20 protein-coding genes and 1 tRNA gene are annotated in these 17,446 nt (G+C 72.6%); 12 read left to right on the top strand and 9 right to left on the bottom strand.

Going from position 1 to position 17,446, the window contains the following annotated elements:
- Positions 1–36 precede the first annotated feature (36 nt).
- The 3 genes from ACW62_RS03640 to ACW62_RS03650 are packed head-to-tail and all read left to right on the top strand — an operon-like array spanning position 37 to position 2,120.
- Positions 37–726, top strand: coding sequence for a helix-turn-helix domain-containing protein (locus ACW62_RS03640; RefSeq protein WP_053202731.1), 690 nt, complete (start codon positions 37–39; stop codon positions 724–726).
- Positions 727–781: 55 nt separating this feature from the next.
- Positions 782–1,321: a dihydrofolate reductase family protein gene (locus ACW62_RS03645; protein WP_083459165.1), complete on the top strand. Its 540-nt coding sequence runs from the start codon at positions 782–784 to the stop codon at positions 1,319–1,321.
- Between the two features lie 31 nt (positions 1,322–1,352).
- Positions 1,353–2,120: an alpha/beta fold hydrolase gene (locus tag ACW62_RS03650; protein ID WP_205629118.1), complete on the top strand. Its 768-nt coding sequence runs from the start codon at positions 1,353–1,355 to the stop codon at positions 2,118–2,120.
- Between the two features lie 65 nt (positions 2,121–2,185).
- On the opposite strand, the gene ACW62_RS03655 is transcribed toward ACW62_RS03650, so the two are convergent.
- The gene (locus tag ACW62_RS03655; RefSeq protein ID WP_053202733.1) at positions 2,186–3,034 is read right to left on the bottom strand and encodes a helix-turn-helix transcriptional regulator; all 849 of its coding nucleotides are present in this window, start codon (positions 3,032–3,034) and stop codon (positions 2,186–2,188) included.
- 152 nt (positions 3,035–3,186) lie between these two features.
- On the opposite strand from ACW62_RS03655, the gene ACW62_RS03660 reads away from it, so the two are divergent.
- Positions 3,187–4,443: an NAD(P)/FAD-dependent oxidoreductase gene (locus ACW62_RS03660; protein ID WP_053202734.1), complete on the top strand. Its 1,257-nt coding sequence runs from the start codon at positions 3,187–3,189 to the stop codon at positions 4,441–4,443.
- On the top strand, positions 4,440–4,565 hold the full coding sequence (locus tag ACW62_RS36115) for a hypothetical protein (protein WP_276202926.1): 126 nt from the start codon (positions 4,440–4,442) through the stop codon (positions 4,563–4,565). Before ACW62_RS03660 ends, ACW62_RS36115 begins: the two co-directional genes overlap by 4 nt.
- A 3-nt stretch (positions 4,566–4,568) precedes the next feature.
- On the opposite strand, the gene ACW62_RS03665 is transcribed toward ACW62_RS36115, so the two are convergent.
- A complete protein-coding gene (locus ACW62_RS03665) occupies positions 4,569–5,219 on the bottom strand; it encodes a class I SAM-dependent methyltransferase (protein WP_053203109.1) in 651 nt (216 codons plus the stop codon).
- A 141-nt stretch (positions 5,220–5,360) separates the two neighbouring features.
- On the opposite strand from ACW62_RS03665, the gene ACW62_RS03670 reads away from it, so the two are divergent.
- From ACW62_RS03670 to ACW62_RS03680, 3 genes are read left to right on the top strand one after another with little or no spacing between them, the layout of a single operon-like run.
- Positions 5,361–5,708 carry an ArsR/SmtB family transcription factor gene (locus tag ACW62_RS03670; RefSeq protein ID WP_053202735.1) on the top strand — a complete coding sequence of 116 codons (348 nt, stop codon included), beginning with the start codon at positions 5,361–5,363 and terminating at the stop codon, positions 5,706–5,708.
- A complete protein-coding gene (locus ACW62_RS03675) occupies positions 5,692–6,180 on the top strand; it encodes an SRPBCC domain-containing protein (protein ID WP_053202736.1) in 489 nt (162 codons plus the stop codon). The genes ACW62_RS03670 and ACW62_RS03675 overlap by 17 nt, the downstream gene beginning before the upstream one ends.
- Positions 6,180–6,641, top strand: coding sequence for an SRPBCC family protein (locus tag ACW62_RS03680; RefSeq protein WP_053202737.1), 462 nt, complete (start codon positions 6,180–6,182; stop codon positions 6,639–6,641). Before ACW62_RS03675 ends, ACW62_RS03680 begins: the two co-directional genes overlap by 1 nt.
- 7 nt (positions 6,642–6,648) lie before the next feature.
- On the opposite strand, the gene ACW62_RS03685 is transcribed toward ACW62_RS03680, so the two are convergent.
- Both ACW62_RS03685 and ACW62_RS03690 read right to left on the bottom strand, forming a co-directional pair.
- On the bottom strand, positions 6,649–7,287 hold the full coding sequence (locus ACW62_RS03685; RefSeq protein ID WP_053202738.1) for a DUF1707 SHOCT-like domain-containing protein: 639 nt from the start codon (positions 7,285–7,287) through the stop codon (positions 6,649–6,651).
- A 43-nt stretch (positions 7,288–7,330) separates the two neighbouring features.
- Entirely contained in the window at positions 7,331–8,266 is a 936-nt protein-coding gene (locus ACW62_RS03690; RefSeq protein WP_053202739.1) for an SDR family oxidoreductase, read from the bottom strand.
- 109 nt (positions 8,267–8,375) lie between these two features.
- Between ACW62_RS03690 and ACW62_RS03695 the strand changes: the two genes are divergently transcribed.
- Entirely contained in the window at positions 8,376–9,209 is an 834-nt protein-coding gene (locus ACW62_RS03695) for a helix-turn-helix transcriptional regulator (protein ID WP_240477225.1), read from the top strand.
- Here ACW62_RS03695 and ACW62_RS03700 read toward each other — a convergent pair.
- Positions 9,167–10,165, bottom strand: a complete 999-nt coding sequence (locus ACW62_RS03700; protein ID WP_053202740.1) for a helix-turn-helix transcriptional regulator — start codon at positions 10,163–10,165, stop codon at positions 9,167–9,169. The two genes, ACW62_RS03695 and ACW62_RS03700, sit on opposite strands and share 43 nt — an antisense overlap.
- Positions 10,166–10,255: 90 nt before the next feature.
- Here ACW62_RS03700 and ACW62_RS03705 point away from each other — a divergent pair, with 90 nt between their 5' ends.
- Positions 10,256–10,639 (top strand): hypothetical protein, encoded by a 384-nt coding sequence (locus tag ACW62_RS03705; protein WP_053202741.1) that lies wholly within the window; start codon positions 10,256–10,258, stop codon positions 10,637–10,639.
- Positions 10,640–11,212: 573 nt separating this feature from the next.
- Here the strand turns inward: ACW62_RS03705 and ACW62_RS03710 are convergent.
- From ACW62_RS03710 to ACW62_RS03720, 3 genes are all read right to left on the bottom strand, one after another.
- Positions 11,213–14,587 carry a pyruvate carboxylase gene (locus ACW62_RS03710; RefSeq protein ID WP_053203111.1) on the bottom strand — a complete coding sequence of 1,125 codons (3,375 nt, stop codon included), beginning with the start codon at positions 14,585–14,587 and terminating at the stop codon, positions 11,213–11,215.
- A 148-nt stretch (positions 14,588–14,735) separates the two neighbouring features.
- Entirely contained in the window at positions 14,736–15,293 is a 558-nt protein-coding gene (locus ACW62_RS03715) for a CGNR zinc finger domain-containing protein (RefSeq protein WP_053202742.1), read from the bottom strand.
- Positions 15,294–15,388: 95 nt separating this feature from the next.
- A complete protein-coding gene (locus ACW62_RS03720; RefSeq protein WP_053202743.1) occupies positions 15,389–15,808 on the bottom strand; it encodes an SsgA family sporulation/cell division regulator in 420 nt (139 codons plus the stop codon).
- 98 nt (positions 15,809–15,906) lie between these two features.
- Here ACW62_RS03720 and ACW62_RS03725 point away from each other — a divergent pair.
- A tRNA-Val gene (locus ACW62_RS03725) sits at positions 15,907–15,981 on the top strand.
- A gap of 114 nt (positions 15,982–16,095) precedes the next feature.
- Complete coding sequence (locus tag ACW62_RS03730) at positions 16,096–17,133, top strand: DUF4037 domain-containing protein (RefSeq protein WP_053202744.1); 1,038 nt, start codon at positions 16,096–16,098, stop codon at positions 17,131–17,133.
- Positions 17,134–17,250: 117 nt separating this feature from the next.
- Here ACW62_RS03730 and ACW62_RS36120 read toward each other — a convergent pair whose 3' ends face one another.
- On the bottom strand, positions 17,251–17,382 hold the full coding sequence (locus ACW62_RS36120) for a hypothetical protein (RefSeq protein ID WP_276202927.1): 132 nt from the start codon (positions 17,380–17,382) through the stop codon (positions 17,251–17,253).
- Positions 17,383–17,446 lie beyond the last annotated feature (64 nt).

Below are 17,446 nucleotides of genomic sequence, written 5' to 3' on the forward strand. Positions count from 1 at the left end.
GGGCCGGCCGGAATCGCCGGTCTAGGATGACGCGGTGTGGGGCTGACCTTCACCGCTGTCGCCGGCGAACTCCCGCTGGTGCAGCGGGTGTGGTCGGCGAGTTGTCACGCCGCGACCGGTTTCGCCTCGGCGGTCAAGGCCTCGACCATGATCTCGTTCTCGCGCAGCGGCGATCGGACGACGGTGCATCTGCACGGCCCCGAGACGATGGGCACGTCGCTGACCTGCCAGGAGGGTTGGGAGTTCTTCGGCGTCGAACTGCGGCTCGGCGCCTTTCTGCCGCTCTACCCGCCCTACGGCCTGACCGATCACAACGACGCGCTGTTGCCGGTCCTGCCGGGCAACCGGATCCTGCTGGACAACCGGGAGTGGGAGCTGCCGACCGAGCAGAACGTCGACGTCTTCGTCAGCCGGCTGGTGCGTGCGGGCTTGTTGTTCTTCGACCCGCTCGTCGACGAGATCCGGCACGGTGAACGACCACGCGGAATGTCCGAGCGCATCGCGCAGCTCCGGTTCCGCCGGGCCGTCGGCATCTCGCAGCGCAAGGTCGTCAGCATCGTGCAGGCACGGCACGCCGCGCAGCTCCTCACGGCGGGGCGTTCGATCGCCGACGTGGTCACCGCCTCCGGCTACTACGACCATCCGCAGCTCGCGCGGGCGATGCGGTGGGCGACCGGCCACACCCCGAGCGAGTTGAGGTCCGGCATCGGCTTCCTGGCGTTGTGACGCGGCTTCGGCTCCGTACAAGACGGACCGATCAGCCGGATGGTTCACTCCGGGCATGCGAAAACTGATCGAATACGATCACCTCTCGATCGACGGGAGGATGTCCGGCGACGCCTGGTGGGCCGGACAGCAGGACGTCGTCCCCAACGACAATCACTTCGCCTATCAGCGCCAGTTGCTGTCCTCGGCGGTCGGCCTCGTGCTCGGCCGGGTGACCTACGAGGGCTTCGTCCAGACCTGGCCGACCATGACCGGCGATGTCGCCGACACGATCAACTCGCTGCCCAAGTACGTCGCCTCCACCACGCTGACCGAGACGACCTGGAACGCCGAGGTGCTGACCGGCGATGCGGTCGACGCGGTCGCCCAGCTCAAGGAGGCCGGCGACGGCACCTTGGTGAAGTACGGCAACGGCCCGTTCAGCCGGGCGCTGGTCGAGGCGGGCCTGCTCGACGAGCTGCATCTGAGCATCTCCCCGTTCGTCGCCGGGTCCGGTGAGTCGCTGCTGTCCGGCCTCCGCACCACTGCCATGGACCTGACGAAGGTCACCGAGCTCGGCAATGGCACGGTGGTGCTGACCTACGTACCGAGCTAGCCGGACACCGACAGCGACGAGAGGGATGGACATGACTCAGGGCGCGTACGCCTCGGTGAACGGCATCGACCTCCACTACGAGATCCTCGGCGCCGACCGGCCCGGTCCGCCGCTGATCATGCTGCATGGCGGCGCCTACACGTTCCGGCTGAGCTTCGACTCGTTGCTGCCGGAGCTGACCGCCGAGCGGAAGGTGATCGGTGTCGAGTTGCAGGGGCACGGGCACACGGCCGACAGCGACCGGCCGTTCTCCATCCGGCAGTGTGCCGACGACGTGATCGCGTTGCTCGATCAGCTCGGGATCGAGCGGGCCGACTTCTTCGGCTACAGCCTGGGCGGGCTGGTTGCCACCGAGATTGCCGTCTCGGCGCCGGAACGGATCGGCCGGCTCGTGCTGGCGGCCGCGCATTTCGGGCCGACCCGATCCAAGGGGTACTACACCGAGATCACCGCGCTGGAGTTGTCCTCGCCTCGGATGCCGACCGAGGAGGAGTCCGCGGCCATGATCCGCGCCTACGAGGAGGTGGCGCCGAACCCGGAGGACTTCTTCCGGTCCGTGGGAAAGTTCCAGCCGGCGGTGCACGACTTCGACGGGTGGACCGATGACCAGTTGGCCAAGGTGGCGATGCCGGTCCTGATCATCATCGGCGACACCGACTTCGTCCGGCTCGAGCACGCCGTCGAGATGAAGCACCTGCTGCCGAACGCGCAGCTGGCGATCCTGCCGGACACCAAGCACCTGCAGGTCATCCGGCCCGACCTGGTGCTGCCGATGGTGACCGCGTTCCTGCGGCAGTGACCCCGTCCATGATCATCAACCTTTTGGGCTGCTATGACGTCGCACAAGGTTGATGATCATGGACGTCATCGTCGCTGCGCCTGGCGGTAGTCCCGCGGCGACATGCCCTTCAGCTCCCGGAAGCGGCGGTTGAAGTTCGACAGGTTCACGTAGCCGCTGCTCGCCGCGACCTCGATGACCGGCGCGTTCGTGTTGGTCAGCAGCCGGCAGGCGGTCTCGACCCGCAGCTGGTTCAGGTACTCCGTCAGCGTCCGGCCCATCGCCCGCCGGAAGAACCGGCTGAACGACGTCGGCGCCATGTGCACCAGGCCGGCCACCTCGGTCAGCTCGACCCGCCGCGTGTGCACCTGCTCCAGGTGCCGGCACACCTTGTCGACCCGCTCGCGGACCGCCGGGTCTGGCGCGGAGATGTAGCCGGGCCCGGTGACCGGCACGCCGCCCGGCGCGACCGCGAGCAGGTGCAGCGCCTCCAGCAGCCGGGCCGTCTGCAGCGCCGGCGGCTGGTCCATCAAGGTCGTCAGGATGTCCCGCACCGCCGGCGACGCCGGACTGTAGATGATGCCGTGGACGGACGCCTCCAGCAGCGCCGCGATCTGGTCGAACTGCGGCAGCGCGAAGAAGTCCTGGCCGAGGAAGTCCGCGGGGAACTGCGCGCAGGCGGCCTCGGCCGGGTGGTCCGGGTCCTGCGCCGAGGTGAACGCGTGCGGCAGGTCCGGACCCAGCACCAGCAGATCGCCCGTCCGCAACGGCTCGACGGTGGTACCCACATAGCGGGTGCCACGTCCGTGGGTGATCAACGCCAGCTCGTACGCCTGGTGGTAGTGCCAGCTGAAGTTGAACGAATCTTCGTGCAGGACAAAGGTGCTGAACGTGGTCCCATACGGAAGTCCGGGACGTTCGTGACGCGGGTTCACGGCCCGACTGTACCGCCGCTTTCCCGCCCGTGGCGGGCTAACTGAGTACCGCTTTTGGGCAAGCGGTGTGTGGCCGCCGTCACCCGTGACTGCGAGACTCTGAGGCACTGACCCGTCCGTGACCGACGTCACTCAGAGGAGCTGAGGTGCGCATGCGCAGTGAACCGGCCCACGTGATCGTCGGTGCCGGCCTGGTCGGCGCACGGGCGGCGCAGGCGCTGCGCGCCCAGGGCTGCGACGAGCGGATCGTGCTGATCGGCGACGACAACGCCGGCACGTCCGGACGGCCCGCCCTCGCCGCCGGGGCCCAGCTCGGCATGGACGGCCGGGCGGCGGTTCGGCTCCGCGACGGGCGCTGGTTCGCCGACGGCGACGTCGAGCTGCTGCTCGGCCGGCGCGTGACGGCGCTGGACCGGGTCGCCCGCTCGGCGCTGCTGGACGACGGCGACCGCGTCGACTACACGAAGCTGCTGCTGGCCACCGGCGCGGCGCCGCGACGGCTCGCGGTGCCGGGCGCCGACCTCGACGGCGTGCACCACCTGCGCTGGGTCGAGGACTCCGGCCGCCTGGCGTCGGTCCTGCAGGCCGGCGGCCGGATCGTCGTGGTGGGCGGCGGGTGGGCCGGGCTGGAGACGGCGGCCGCGGCCCGCGAGCACGGCTGCGACGTCACCGTCCTCGAGTCCCGGCCGGTGCTGCTGCAGGACGAGGTCGGGCCGGAACTGGGCGCGTTCTTCGCCGGGCTGCACCTCAGCCACGGCGTCGACCTGCGGCTGGGCCGGTCCGCGGTCGCGTTCCGCGGCGCCGGGCGGGTCACGTCCGTTCTGACCGACGACGGCGCCGAGCTGCCGGCCGACGCGGTGGTCGTCGCCCTCGGCGCCTCGCCGCGGGTGGAGCTGGCCGAACGGGCCGGCCTCAGCTGCCGCGACGGCGTCCTCGTCGACGAGTCGCTGCGCACCGCCGACCCGCACGTCTACGCCGCCGGCGACGTCGCGCGCCCGGCCAGCCCGTTCTACGGCGCGCCGCTGCGGATCGAGCACTGGGCCAACGCGCTGCACAGCGCGCCGGTCGCGGCGGCGGCGATGCTCGGCCGGCCGGTGACCTACGACCGGCTGCCGTCGCGGTTCACCGACCAGTACGGCGTCGGCGTCGAGTTCACCGGCCGCATCGACGGCTACGACCAGCTCGTCCTCCACGGCGACGTCGCCGGGCCGGAGTTCCAGGCGTACTGGCTGGCCGGGCGCCGGGTGGTGGCCGCCATGCAGGTCAACCTCTGGAACGACGATCTCGCCCCGGTCGAGGAGCTGATCCGCTCGCGCCGCCCGGTCGATCCCGACCGGCCCGCGGACGCGCTCCGGCACGCCCTGAGTGACCAGCCGATGTCCGCCGTCCACCAGGAGACGCTGGTGTGACACCCGGCCGCACCGCGCGGGCGGACTCCGGTCGCCGGCTGCTCCGCGAGCGCGGCCCGGACGGCAGCTGGCCAGACGGGCTGCTCATGGACCTCGTCGCCCCCGAGTTCGTCGACCGCTGAGCCTCAGACCGTCGCGACCAGCGCGTACCGCTCGTCGTCGACGGCGCGGCCCCACAGCTCCGGCTCGCCGGAGAGGTCCTCGACCCGCAGCTCCGTGACCAGCGGCCGGACGGCGTCGACGAGGTCGGCCGCGCGCACGCCGCCGTCCCAGGGCAGCCGCCCGGCGCCGTCGACGTACGGGGTGACGGGGCCCGCCGCCCACCGCCCCTCGACGAGGATCAGCGTGCCGCCCGCGCGCAGCCGCCCGGTCCAGTCGCGCAGCGCCGCGGCCGGGTCGGGCAGCGTCCACACGACGTGCCGGGCGAGCACGACGTCGAACGACTCGTCACCCAGCGGCGGCCGGCCCGCGTCGCCGGCCAGGAACCGGCCGGGCAGCCCGGCCGCGGACAGCTTCGCCTCGGCCAGCCGCACCATGGCCGGCGCGAGGTCGACCCCGGTGACCCGATGCCCCAGCTCCGCCAGCAGCAGCGACAGCGACCCCGTGCCGCACCCGGCGTCGAGCGCGTCGCCCGGCGTGGACGGCGCCCAGGACGCCAGCCGGCGCGCCCACGCCGCCCGCGTCGCCGGGTCGCGGAGCCCGTGGTCGGCCTCGGCGTCGAACTCGGCGGCGGCCGTGTTCCAGAACGTCTGGATGGACGAGGTGTCGTGCTGCATGAGCGGCTCCCGGTGTCGCGAGGTCGGTCGGACCATCATCGCCGCCGCCACCGACAAGGTCGGCCGGTTGACACCGCGGCTGCGGGGATCGATACTCAACCAATCGGCTTATCAACCATGTGGTTGCATATCGGAGGACGGATGGACGACGACGGCCTGAGCCCGGTCTTCGGGGCGCTCGCCGACCCGACCCGGCGGGCCATCCTCGCCCGGCTGGCCGAGGGACCGGCGCCCGTGACCGAGCTCGGCCGGCCGTTCGACATCAGCGCCCAGGCGGTCTCCAAGCACCTCAAGGTGCTGGAACGGGCCGGGCTGATCAGCCGCACCCGGCAGGGCCAGTGGCGTCCCTGCCGGCTGGAGGCCGCGCCACTGGAGCGCGCGAGCGGCTGGATCGAGCAGTACCGCGCGGTCTGGGAGGACTCCCTGGGCCGCCTCGAGCAGGAGATCGACCGGATCCAAGGGAGGCAGGACGATGCCACGCACGACTGAGGTGCTCTTCGAGCCTGGACGCCAGGACATCGTCGTCACCAGGGGTTTCGCCGCGCCGCCCGACACCGTCTTCACGGCGATGACCGACCCGGCGCTGATCCCGCGCTGGTGGGGCTCGCGCCGGTTCGACACCACCGTCGAGGAGATGGACGTGCGGCTCGGCGGCAGCTGGCGGTTCGTCACCCGGCACCGCGAGGGCCCCGTGACGCCGTATGCGTTCCGCGGCGTCTATCACGACGTCGTCCCCGGCTCGCTGATCGTGTCGACGCTGCAGTTCGAGATGGGCGGGCCGGGACACCTGCAGCTCGTCACCGACACGTTCGAGCCGGACGGCGACGGCGGCACCCGCTACGTCAACGTCGCGCTGTTCCAGTCGGTGGCCGACCGCGACGGCTGGATCCCGACCGGCATGGAGACGGGCATCCGCGAGTCGCACGACCTGCTCGACGAGCTGATCGGGGCGCCGCACTGATGGACCTCACCGTGATCCGCACGTACGACGCGCCACCCGCCCGGGTGTGGGCCGCCCTGACCGAGCCCGGCCTGGTCATGCGCTGGTGGGGACCGGACGGCTTCACCGCGCCGGTCGCGCGCATGGACGTCCGCCCGGGCGGCGCCTCACTGGTGGCCATGCGCTCCCCCGACGGCGTCGAGCTGTACAACACCTGGACGTACGGACTGGTCGAGCGGCCGCGGCGGCTCGAGTACGTCCTGCGCTTCTGCGACGCGGCCGGCCGGCCGGTGCCGCCGTCGTCGCTCGGGCTGCCCGCCGACATCCCCGCCGGCGGCGTGCCGCACGAGCTGACGCTCGACCCGGAGGCCGGCCGGACGCGGCTCACCGTCACCGAGCGCGGCTACGGGACGGCCGGCACCGTGCGGCTGTCGCGGCTCGGACTGGAGCAGACGCTGGACAAGCTCGCCGCCGTGCTGTGACCCGGCGTCAGGACCGGCGCAGCTCCCGGCGGCGGCGCCGTCCGGGCGCGACGGCCGCGACCCGGCTCCACTGCAGCCGGCCGGTCACGCGGACGACGGCGCGGGGCGGGGTGGCGCTGTGGGCCGGTTCGACGCGGACCTTCGACCCGTGCTCCTCCAGGTCCGTGGCCTCGACCCGGATGTCGTCCGGGACGATCAGCCGGAGCCGGCTGTGCGTGAGGTCGGCGTCGACCCGCAGCTCCGGCCCGGGCAGGGCCGCCTCGGTCAGGTCGAGCACGAGCGACGAGTGCACCAGGGTGACGACGAGGTGGGCCGGCACCTCCCACCGGCCGGTGCGCTGCATCCTGGCGTGCGTCCCGTTGATCGTCGCGGGCTCGCCGGCCGGCCTCGGCGCCGGCGCGACGGACCCGGCCGTGGTCAGGACGGCGTCGGCGCCGGGCAGGTGCACCAGCGCCGCCTCGAGGTCGCCGCGGGTGCGTGCGGCCAGGACCGCGCCGAGCCGCTCGTCGATCTCGTCGAGGCCGATGCGCCCGTCGCCGAGGGCCGCCTGGACGAACTCGGCGGCCCGCTCGCGGTCGGCGTCGGAGACCCGTTCCAGCGCCAGCGACCCCGCCCCGTCCTCACGTCGTGCCACGTCGTCGCCCATACCCTGAACTCTACGCAGGCGGCACTGCGCGTCGAGGCGCGGCTCAGACGGTGAACCGCGCGCCGACCAGGGCCTCGGACACGTCCCACAGCCGGCTGGCGTCGTCCAGGTCACGCAGCGGCGGCCACAGGTCCCGCCGCGCCGGCGCACCGCTGAGGTGGCTTCGCCCGCCGGGGCCGTAGAACTCGCTCCCCCGCGCGCCGGGCCCGGTCGCGGCCAGCAGCGCCGGCAGCGCCGCGCTCTCGACGGTGCCGGCCAGGCCCAGCCGCGACAGCACCCGGATCAGGCGGACCGAGCCGGTGTCGCGCCGCCGTCCCAGGCCGGGCTGCGCGGCGAGCAGGTTCGTCGGCGAGACCCCGGGATGGGACAGGTTGCTGCTGATGCCCCACCCGGCGGCGGCACTGCGCTGGTCGAGCTCGCGGGCGAACAGGCCGACGGCGATCTTCGACTGGCCGTAGGCCCTGCGGACGTCGTAGTCGCGCTCCCAGTTGAGGTCGGCCCAGTTGATCGCGCCGCTCCGGGCCGCGATGCTCGTCTGGTGCGTGACGCGGGCGCGGCCCGGCCGCAGCAGCGGCAGCAGCCCCAGCGTGAGCGCGAAGTGCCCGAGGTGATTGGTGCCGAACTGCAGCTCGAACCCGTCGGCCGTGACCTGCCGGCTGGGCGGCGTCATGACACCGGCGTTGTTGATCAACAGGTTGATCGGACGGCCCTCCCCCACGAGCCGGTCCACGAGCGCCGTCACCGAGTCCAGTGACGACAGGTCGAGCGCCCGCGTGCTGACGTTCGCGCCCGGCACGAGCTCGCGGATGCGCCCGGCGGCCCGCTCGCCCTTCGCCGCGTCGCGCACCGGCATGATCACCTCCGCACCGGCCCGGGCCAGCCGGGTCGCGATGACGAGGCCGATGCCGTCGCTCGCACCGGTGACGACGGCGAGCCGGCCGGTCTGGTCGGGAATCGCGAGGTCGATCGTGCGCGCCATGAGCGGGTCTCCTTCGTCGGTGTCCCCTTCATGCTGCGGGCCCGCCGCGATCGCATCCACGGCCTGACGATCCGTGGTTACCGCGTCGCGCGGGCGGTAGAAAGGTCGCATGCTGATCGACCGGGCCGGACTGGCGGCGTTCCTCCGCAGCCGCCGCGAGGCGCTGCAGCCCGAGGACGTCGGCCTCCCGCGGGGACGGCGCCGCCGGACCAGCGGGCTGCGACGTGAGGAGGTGGCCGCCCTCTGCCACATGTCGGCCGACTACTACGCCCGGCTCGAGCGCGAGCGCGGCCCGCACCCGTCCGAGCAGATGATGGCCTCCATCGCGCAGGGCCTGCACCTCTCCCTCGACGAGCGCGACCACCTGTTCCGGCTCGCCGGGCACCACCCGCCGGTCCGGGGCTCGGCCAGCGACCACATCAGCCCCGGCCTGCTCCGCACCCTCGACCGCCTCGCCGACACCCCCGCGGAGATCATCACCGAGCTGGCCGAGACGCTGCGCCAGACCCCGCTCGGCGTCGCCCTCACCGGCGACGCGACCCGGTACACCGGGCCGGCCCGCAGCTTCGGCTACCGCTGGTTCACCGACCCCGCCACCCGCGACCGCTACGCGCCCGGCGACCACGATCCGCTCTCCCGGGCGTTCGCCTCCGGCCTGCGCGGCATCGTCACGCTGCGCGGCCCCGAGTCCAGGGCGGCGCACCTCGCCGATCTCCTGCTCGCGCGGAGCGACGAGTTCCGGGCTCGCTGGGACGAGCACGAGATCGGCGTCCGCCCGAGCGAGGTCAAGCGCTTCGTCCACCCCGAGGTCGGCCTGCTGGAGCTGAACTGCCAGACGCTGCTCGATCCGGACCAGTCGCACCGCCTGCTCGTCTACACCGCCGTCCCGGGCAGCGAGAGCTACGACAAGCTGCGGCTGCTCTCCGTGGTCGGCGCGTCGTAGCGGGCGGCGATCGCCAGGGCGCGGTCGCGCAACGCGGTGCGCAGCGACGGCGGCGCCAGCGCCTCGGCGTCCGCCGCGAGCTGCCACAGCGCCCAAACGGCGTGCCGCGCGTCCTGGAACGTCACGTCCATCCGCAGCCAGCCGTCCGCGTCGGCCGCTTCCGACCGGACGGCCAGAGCGGTGCCGGCCAGTTCCTCCCGTCGTGACGGTTTCACTCGCAGCAGGACGGCGATCTGGTCGCCGCCGGCCCGGAACCGCGTGCTGCGGTCCCGCCAGATCCGGTCGAGGTCGACCTGGTCCGGACGCTCCGCCGGTTCGGGCAGCTCCTCGGCCGCCAGCACCCGCGACAGCCGGTAGGTGCGGTCCGCGCCCGACCTCGTCGCCAGCAGATACCCGCGGTCGCGGACGGTCACCAGCCCGATCGGGTCCACCGTCCGCCACTCCGGGGCCCGGCCCGCGGCCGCGTAGTGGATGCGCAGCTTGTGCCCGGCGAACACCGCCCGCCGCACCTCGGCCGCCACGGCCCCGGGCACCTCCTCGACGACCGTCCGGCGCGCCAGCAGGTCCGTCTCCGGCTCGATCAGCATCCGCCGGGCCGCATCGCTCGCCGTCGCCTGAGACCCCTCCGGCAGCGCGTCGACCACCTTGCGCATGGCCGACGCGAGCGCCGAGCCGAGCCCGAACACCTGCTCGCCCCGCCCCAGCCCGGCGACCAGCAGCGCCAGCGCCTCGTCGTGGTTCAGCCCGGTGAGCTCGGTCCGGAACCCCGGCAGCAGCGCGAAGCCACCGTGCCGGCCGCGTTCGGCGTACACCGGCACCCCGGCCGCCGACAGCGCCTCGATGTCGCGCAGGACGGTGCGGGTGGACACCTCCAGCTCGCGGGCCAGCGTGGCCGCGGACAGCCGGCCGCGCTGGCGCAGCAGCAGCACCAGCGACACCAACCGGTCGGCGCGCACAAGGACGTTCTACCAAATCACGACACCGGCTGTCGTGTTTCGGCGCCCGGCCCGCAGAATGGAGCTCTCTCGTCCACCCCTGGAGTCCTGATGACACACCGGCCGGTCGCCCTCGGCGCCACCTGCGACCTGCACCAGACCTCGGACGACGGCCGCAGCGTGAGCTTCACCGTGACCGAGTTCGTCGAGGTCGAGGGCTCACGACGGGTCGTTCTGCGCGGCGACCTCGGGTTCACGACCGGCTGGAGCTCCCCGTTCCCGGTCCGGGAGTCATACACGGAGGAATCCCTCACGCGGGACGTCCTGAACGTCGTCCTTCCCGACGAGGACGAGAGCGGAGAGGACCACCCGTGGGACTGGCTGGCCGAGTTGGCTCGGGACCGCGGCGTCATCGTCACCGCCGACCAGCTGCGGAGCCTTCCGTACGAGGTCGAACTCACCGAACGCGTCCTGCACCTGATCTCGGCCGGCTAGCTTCGCTTGGTCTCCGAAACTCCGACACTCGAACCGAGTTTGAAGCCGGTGGCGGCACCTCGTCGCCGGCCCGGCGCGACGACTGTGCCCCCTCGGGCGGGCGCCGCTGGGTGAGATCACTGTGTTTGCCGGGTGGCGTCGCTGTTGTCAGGGGAACAGTGATCCGCCCCACTCGACGCAGCGATCTCACACAGTGAGTGGACGGTTCGCCGTCGTGCGGCGGTTGGCCGTCATGGCCACGTGGGCCGTCCCCCTGATAGCTGCCCGTTCTTTGGCCGCGGGACCGCGGGTCAAGTACGCCGCTGTCGTCGCGAAGCGACCCCCTTGGGCGAACTTGAGGCGCGGTCACGCGGCTGAGAAAATGGGCGCCAGGGGGACGACCAACGTGCGGACCACGGCCAACGTGCGGACCCGGGCGCACGGCCGGCCAGCCAACGAGAAGCCCGGCCCGACCGAGCGGACCAGGAGCCGCACCCCGTCCTCAGACCCCGGCCGGCCAGAGATCTCCGGCCGGCCCCAGAGCCGGATACCCGAATCGACGCCGGCCAGCGGCGCGCCGGTCGGTGTGTCAGCTCAGGTGAGCTCCAGGATGAGGTCACCCGCCTCGACCCGCCGGACGGCGCTGACGGCCAGCCGGCGAACGGTGCCCGCCTGGCCCGCGGTGATGGCCGCCTCCATCTTCATCGCCTCGATGGTGGCGACGGTGCCGCCGGCCTCGACGACGTCGCCCACGGCGACCGTGAGGGTGACGACACCGGCGAAGGGCGCCGCGACGTGGCGCGGGTTCGCCGGGTCGGCCTTCTCGGCCGGGGTGTGGTCCGAGACGATCGACCGGTCCCGGATCTGCAGCGGGCGGAGCTGGCCGTTGAGCGTGGCCATGACGGTCCGCACGCCGCGCTCGTCGGCCTCGCCGATGGCCTGCAGCTCGATCAGCAGCCGCACCCCGGGCTCGAGGTCGACGGGGTACTCCTGGTTGGCGCGCAGGCCGTAGAAGAACTCGCGGGTCGCCAGCACGCTGGTGTCGCCGTAGGCGTCGCGGTGCGCCTGGTGCTCGCGCGCCGGGACGGGGAACAGCAGCCGGTTCAGGGTGTCGCGCCGGTCGCCGGCCAGCCCGGCGCGGTCGTCGTCGGACAGCTCGGCGGAGACCGGGGTGTACGGGCGGCCGGCCAGCGCCTTGGTGCGGAACGGCTCGGGCCAGCCGCCGGGCGGGTCGCCGAGCTCGCCGTGCAGGAACCGGATGACGGAGTCGGGGATGTCGTACGCGTCGGGCGACGCGGCGAAGTCCTCGGGCGACACGCCCGCGCCGACCAGGTGCAGCGCGAGGTCGCCGACCACCTTCGACGACGGCGTCACCTTGACCAGGCGGCCGAGCATGCGGTCGGCGGCGGCGTACATGCCCTCGATCGCCTCGAACCGGTCGCCCAGGCCGAGGGCGACTGCCTGCGTGCGCAGGTTGGACAGCTGCCCGCCGGGGATCTCGTGGAGGTAGACGCGGCCCGTGGGCGCGCCCAGGCCGGACTCGAACGGGGCGTACAGCGCGCGGACGCCCTGCCAGTACGGTTCGAGGTCGCTGACGGCGCGCAGGTCCAGCTCCGTCGGGCGGTCGGAGGCCTCGGTCGCGGCGACGATCGCCGACAGCGAGGGCTGCGACGTCGTGCCGGCCATGGACGCGACGGCGCCGTCGACGGCGTCGACCCCGGCCTCGGCGGCGGCGAGGTACGTGGCCAGCTGCCCGCCGGCGGTGTCGTGGGTGTGCAGGTGGACCGGCAGCTCGAACTCGCGGCGCAGGGCCGTCACCAGCCGGGCGGCGGCGGGCGGGCGGAGCAGCCCGGCCATGTCCTTGATCGCCAGCACGTGCGCCCCGGCGGCGACGATCTGCTCGGCCAGGCGCAGGTAGTAGTCGAGCGTGTACTGCGTCTCGCCGGGGTCGCTGAGGTCGGCCGTGTAACACATCGCGACCTCGGCGACCGCCGTCCCGGTCTCGCGGACCGCGTCGATGGCCGGGCGCATCGGCTCGACGTTGTTCAGCGCGTCGAAGATCCGGAAGATGTCCACCCCGGTGGCGGCGGCCTCCTGCACGAACGCCGTCGTGACGTCGACCGGGTACGGCGTGTAGCCGACGGTGTTGCGGCCGCGCAGCAGCATCTGCAGGCAGATGTTCGGCACCGCCCGGCGCAGCGCCGCCAGCCGCTCCCACGGGTCCTCGGCCAGGAACCGCAGCGCGACGTCGTAGGTGGCGCCGCCCCAGCACTCCAGCGAGAGCAGCTTCGGCACGGTGTGTGCGACCACGGGCGCCGCCGCGACCAGGTCCTTCGTCCGGACCCGGGTGGCCAGCAGCGACTGGTGCGCGTCGCGGAACGTGGTGTCGGTGACCTGCAGCGACGGCGACGAGCGCAGCCAGGCGGCGAACCCGTCCGGGCCCAGCTGGTCCAGCCGCTGCTTGGAGCCGTCCGGCGGCGGGCCGCTCGGGACCGCGGGCAGCTTGGCGGCGGGCTCGGCGATGAGCGGCGGCTCGCCGTGCGGCCGGTTCACGGTGACGTCGGCGAGGTAGCTGAGCAGCCGGGTGCCGCGGTCGGCCGACACCCGGCCGGCCAGCAGGTGCGGATGCTCGTCGATGAACGACGTCGTCACCCCGCCGGCGCGGAAGTCGGGATCGTCGAGCACGGCCTGCAGGAACGGGATGTTGGTGCGGACGCCGCGGATGCGGAACTCGGCCAGCGCCCGGCGCGCGCGGGCCACGGCGGCGTCGAAGTCGCGGCCGCGGCAGGTCAGCTTCACCAGCATCGAGTCGAAGTGCGGGCTGATCTCGCTGCCGGCGTGGGTGGTGCCGCCGTCGAGCCGGATGCCCGAGCCGCCCGGCGAGCGGTACGCGCTGATGGTGCCGGTGTCGGGCTGGAACCCGTCGGAGGGGTCCTCGGTGGTGATGCGGCACTGCAGCGCCGCGCCCCGCACGGTGATGGTGTCCTGCGCGAGGCCGAGGTCGGCCAGCCGCTCCCCCGCGGCGATACGGAACTGGGCCTGCACCAGGTCGACGTCGGTGACCTCCTCGGTCACCGTGTGCTCGACCTGGATGCGCGGATTCATCTCGATGAACACGTGCCGGCCCGCGGGATCGAGCAGGAACTCCACCGTCCCGGCGTTGCGGTAGCCGATGTGCCGGGCGAACCGGACGGCGTCGGCGCAGATCTGGTCCCGCACGGCGGGGTCGAGGTTCGGCGCCGGCGCCAGCTCGACCACCTTCTGGTGCCGCCGCTGCACCGAGCAGTCGCGCTCGAACAGGTGGATGACGTCGCCCTGCCCGTCGGCGAGGATCTGCACCTCGATGTGCCGCGGGCTCACCACGGCCTGCTCGAGGAAGAGGGTGCGGTCGCCGAACGCCGCCGCGGCCTCGCGGGCCGCGGTGTCCAGCGCCTCGGGCAGCTGCGCGGCGTCGCCCACCTGGCGCATGCCCCGGCCACCGCCGCCGGCGACCGCCTTGACGAACAGCGGGAACCCGATCTCCTGCGCGGCCGCCAGCAGCTCGTCGCGGTCCGGCGACGGCGCCGACGAGCGCAGGACCGGGACGCCCGCCTCGCGGGCCGCCGCCACCGCGTGCGCCTTGTTCCCCGTCAGCCGGAGCAGTTCGGCGGGCGGGCCGATGAACGTGATGCCCGCGTCGGCGCACGCCTGCGCCAGGCCGGCGTTCTCGGAGAGGAACCCGTAGCCCGGGTACACCGCGTCGGCACCGGACTCCGTCGCCGCCCGCACGATCTCGCTCACCGACAGGTACGCCCGCACCGGGTGACCCGGCTCGCCGATCTCGTACGCTTCGTCGGCCTTCAGCCGGTGCAGCGAGTTGCGGTCCTCGTGCGGGAACACCGCGACGGTGCGCACGCCCAGCTCGTACGCGGCACGGAACGCACGGATCGCGATCTCGCCGCGATTGGCGACGAGTACCTTCCGGATCATGCCCACCCCTTCTCGGTCGGTTGGCCGCACTGTACCGAGCCGGACGAGCAGCCGGATGAGGCGTCCGCGGCGCAGGCGGATGCCGCCGAGGCTCCCTGAGGGGCGGCCGCGTGGGGTCCTCAGACCCGCGGCGCCGGTGCGGCGCGGCTCAGACGGCGGCGGCGCGCTGCCGCTCGCGGTACGCCGCGACGTGCAGGCGGTTGCCGCAGGTGCGGCTGTCGCAGTAGCGCTTCGAGCGGTTGCGCGAGAGGTCGACCAGGACGCGTCCGCAGTCGGGCGCCGAGCAGACCTGCAGCCGCTCCTGCTCGCCCGCGACCACGACGAACGACAGCGCCATGCCCGCGTCGATGAGCAGGTGCTCGGCCGGCGCCGCGCCGGGGGCGAAGTAGTGGGTGTGCCAGTCGTAGCCGTCGTGGTTCGTCAGCCGCGGGCATACGCGCGAGCCCTCGAGCATCCCGTTCACCAGCTCGGCGGCCTCGGCGGTGTCGTCGGCCTCGAAGATCGAACGCAGCTGTGACCGCAGCGCGCGGACGGCGCGCAGGTCGGTCTCGGTGATGGTGGGCAGCTCGCTGATCTTGTACAGATCGATGAACGACCGCAGCGAGCCGACGTCGGGCAGCCCTTCGCTGCCGCCCGCGGCGGGGTCGGAGTTCACCAGATCGACGACAACCTCGAGCGAGTGTTCGACGTCGTGGCTGAAGGTCACGTGCCTGCCCTTACCTCGGATACCGGGGTCTCAAGTGGTGACGACCGTAATCCACCGTTGCGCGGGGCACAACAGGCGAGCGACACGTGGAGCGGTCAGGTACGGTCCAGCAGGGAGTCCAGGACGGCGTCGATGCTGAGCAGCCGTCCCTCGATCCCCGTCGGCACCAGTGCCCACGTCTGGACCAGGAAGTCCTCGACCGCCGTCGCCGGCGCCTCCAGCACCGCGTCGCCGTCGGGTGAGCGCAGCCGCAGCCGCACCGTCGGCGTGCCGTGCGGGTCCATGGCGGGCCAGACGTTGATGTCGCCCCGCCCGCTCGGCTCGTCGAGCCCGGCGCTGAGCAGATCGCGGGCGAACACCCACGGCACCGGCTCGCGTGCCGTCGTGTCGAACACCGCTGTGACCGCCAGCGGGTCGGTGGCGCAGTAGCGCAACTCCGCCTGGATGTACCGCTCGCCGTCGCCTTCGTCGAGCAGGCGCAGGGCCAGGGGGTACGAGATGGTCGACGCGCTCATGGCCAGTAGTGTCAGCCCATTCCGGACATCGCGCAACGCGAAACTCGGGCGTCGTTTCCGTCGCGGCCCGGGGGTGCGGTATGGTTCTGGTCGCGCCCGGGCGATTAGCTCAGCGGGAGAGCGCTTCGTTCACACCGAAGAGGTCACTGGTTCGATCCCAGTATCGCCCACCACGTATCGCCGCAGCTCAGGAGCCCTCTTCGGAGGGCTTTCGTCGTTGTCGGGCTAGTAGGCGCTGGGCTGGCGCGTGGCACTCGGGCGCACCGCTGCTGCGGGAGAATGCGGTGATGGGGACCGATCGAGGACCTGACGGACGCGAACTGGCGCGGGCCTACTATGAGCAGCTCGTGTGGCCGTTGCTCGCGTCACGGTGGCCCGCCTTCCCGCATGCGGCGGGCCGGCTCGGCCAGGGTTCAGACGTCCTCGGCCTCGACGATGAGACCTCGCGCGACCATGACTGGGGCCTGCGGCTGAGTCTCTTCGTCGACGCGGCGATGACCGACGAGGTCCGATCCTTCCTCGACGGAGCGCTTCCCGACACCTTCCTGGGCCTGCCGACGCGTTTCGCGTTCACGGGCCAGTCGCGCGAGGTACATCACATCGAGGTCGACTCCGTTTCAGGCTTCACGACAGCACGGCTCGGATTCGACCCGGGACAGGGGATGAACGACACCGACTGGCTGTCGCTGACCGGCCAGGCTGTGCTCGAGGTGACCGGCGGACCGGTGTTCGCCGACACGACCGGCGAGATCGGCGCCGTCCACCGCCTGCTGGAGTGGTATCCCGACGATCTCTGGCGATACGTCGTCGCGTGCGACTGGCTCCGTGTCGAGCAGGAGTTGCCGCTGATGAGTCGCGCCGGAGAACGCGGCGACGACCTCGGATCGCGGGTGATCGCAGCGCGCCTCGTCGATGTGCTCGTCCACCTCGCGTTCCTCCTCGAGCGGCGATGGGCGCCGTACTCGAAGTGGCGTGGAACGCTCTTCGGCGAGCTGAAGAGTGCGGCCGGCGTGCAGCCACGGTTGACGGCCGTGCTGGAGGCATCGGACTGGCGGGCGCGTCAAGGTGCCCTGCGCGAGGTCCTCGACCGGCTGCTCGAAGCGCAACGTGCCGCTGGACTACCCGCGCCGGGGCCCGCAACCGTCCCGTTCTGGGATCGTCCCTACCTGATGCCGAACGAGAACGTCGCCGCATCGTTGTTGGACGGTGTCGCCAGTCCAGCGGTCCGCGCGCTGCCGCGTGGTCGAGGGAGCGTCGAGCAGCGGACGGACAACGTGGCGATCCTCGCTGACCCCGTCGCCCGGCGATGCCTTGCAACCTGCTGACTGTTCAGCCGGTGAACGACTCGGGACCGAAGCGGCCCACGGCGACGAAGGCGGCCAGCGCGAGGTAGACCAGGTCCCCGATGATCGTTACCCTTTCGCCCCGGCGCAGCCGCATGGTCACCGCACCATGACCCACCGGGCGGCCGTCCCCGTCGCGGCCATCTTCTCCCGGGGCACGACCATCTTGGCGCTGCTGACCACGCACACGACGGCCAGCACCCCGGCGGAGATCCACAACGCGACGTTCAAGGTCCACTCCCTGGTCGAGGCGGTCAGACCCTCGACGAGACAGCTCCCGGGTTTGTGACCTCGC

Source organism: Jiangella muralis (genome assembly GCF_001270745.1).
Lineage (GTDB): Bacteria > Actinomycetota > Actinomycetes > Jiangellales > Jiangellaceae > Jiangella > Jiangella muralis.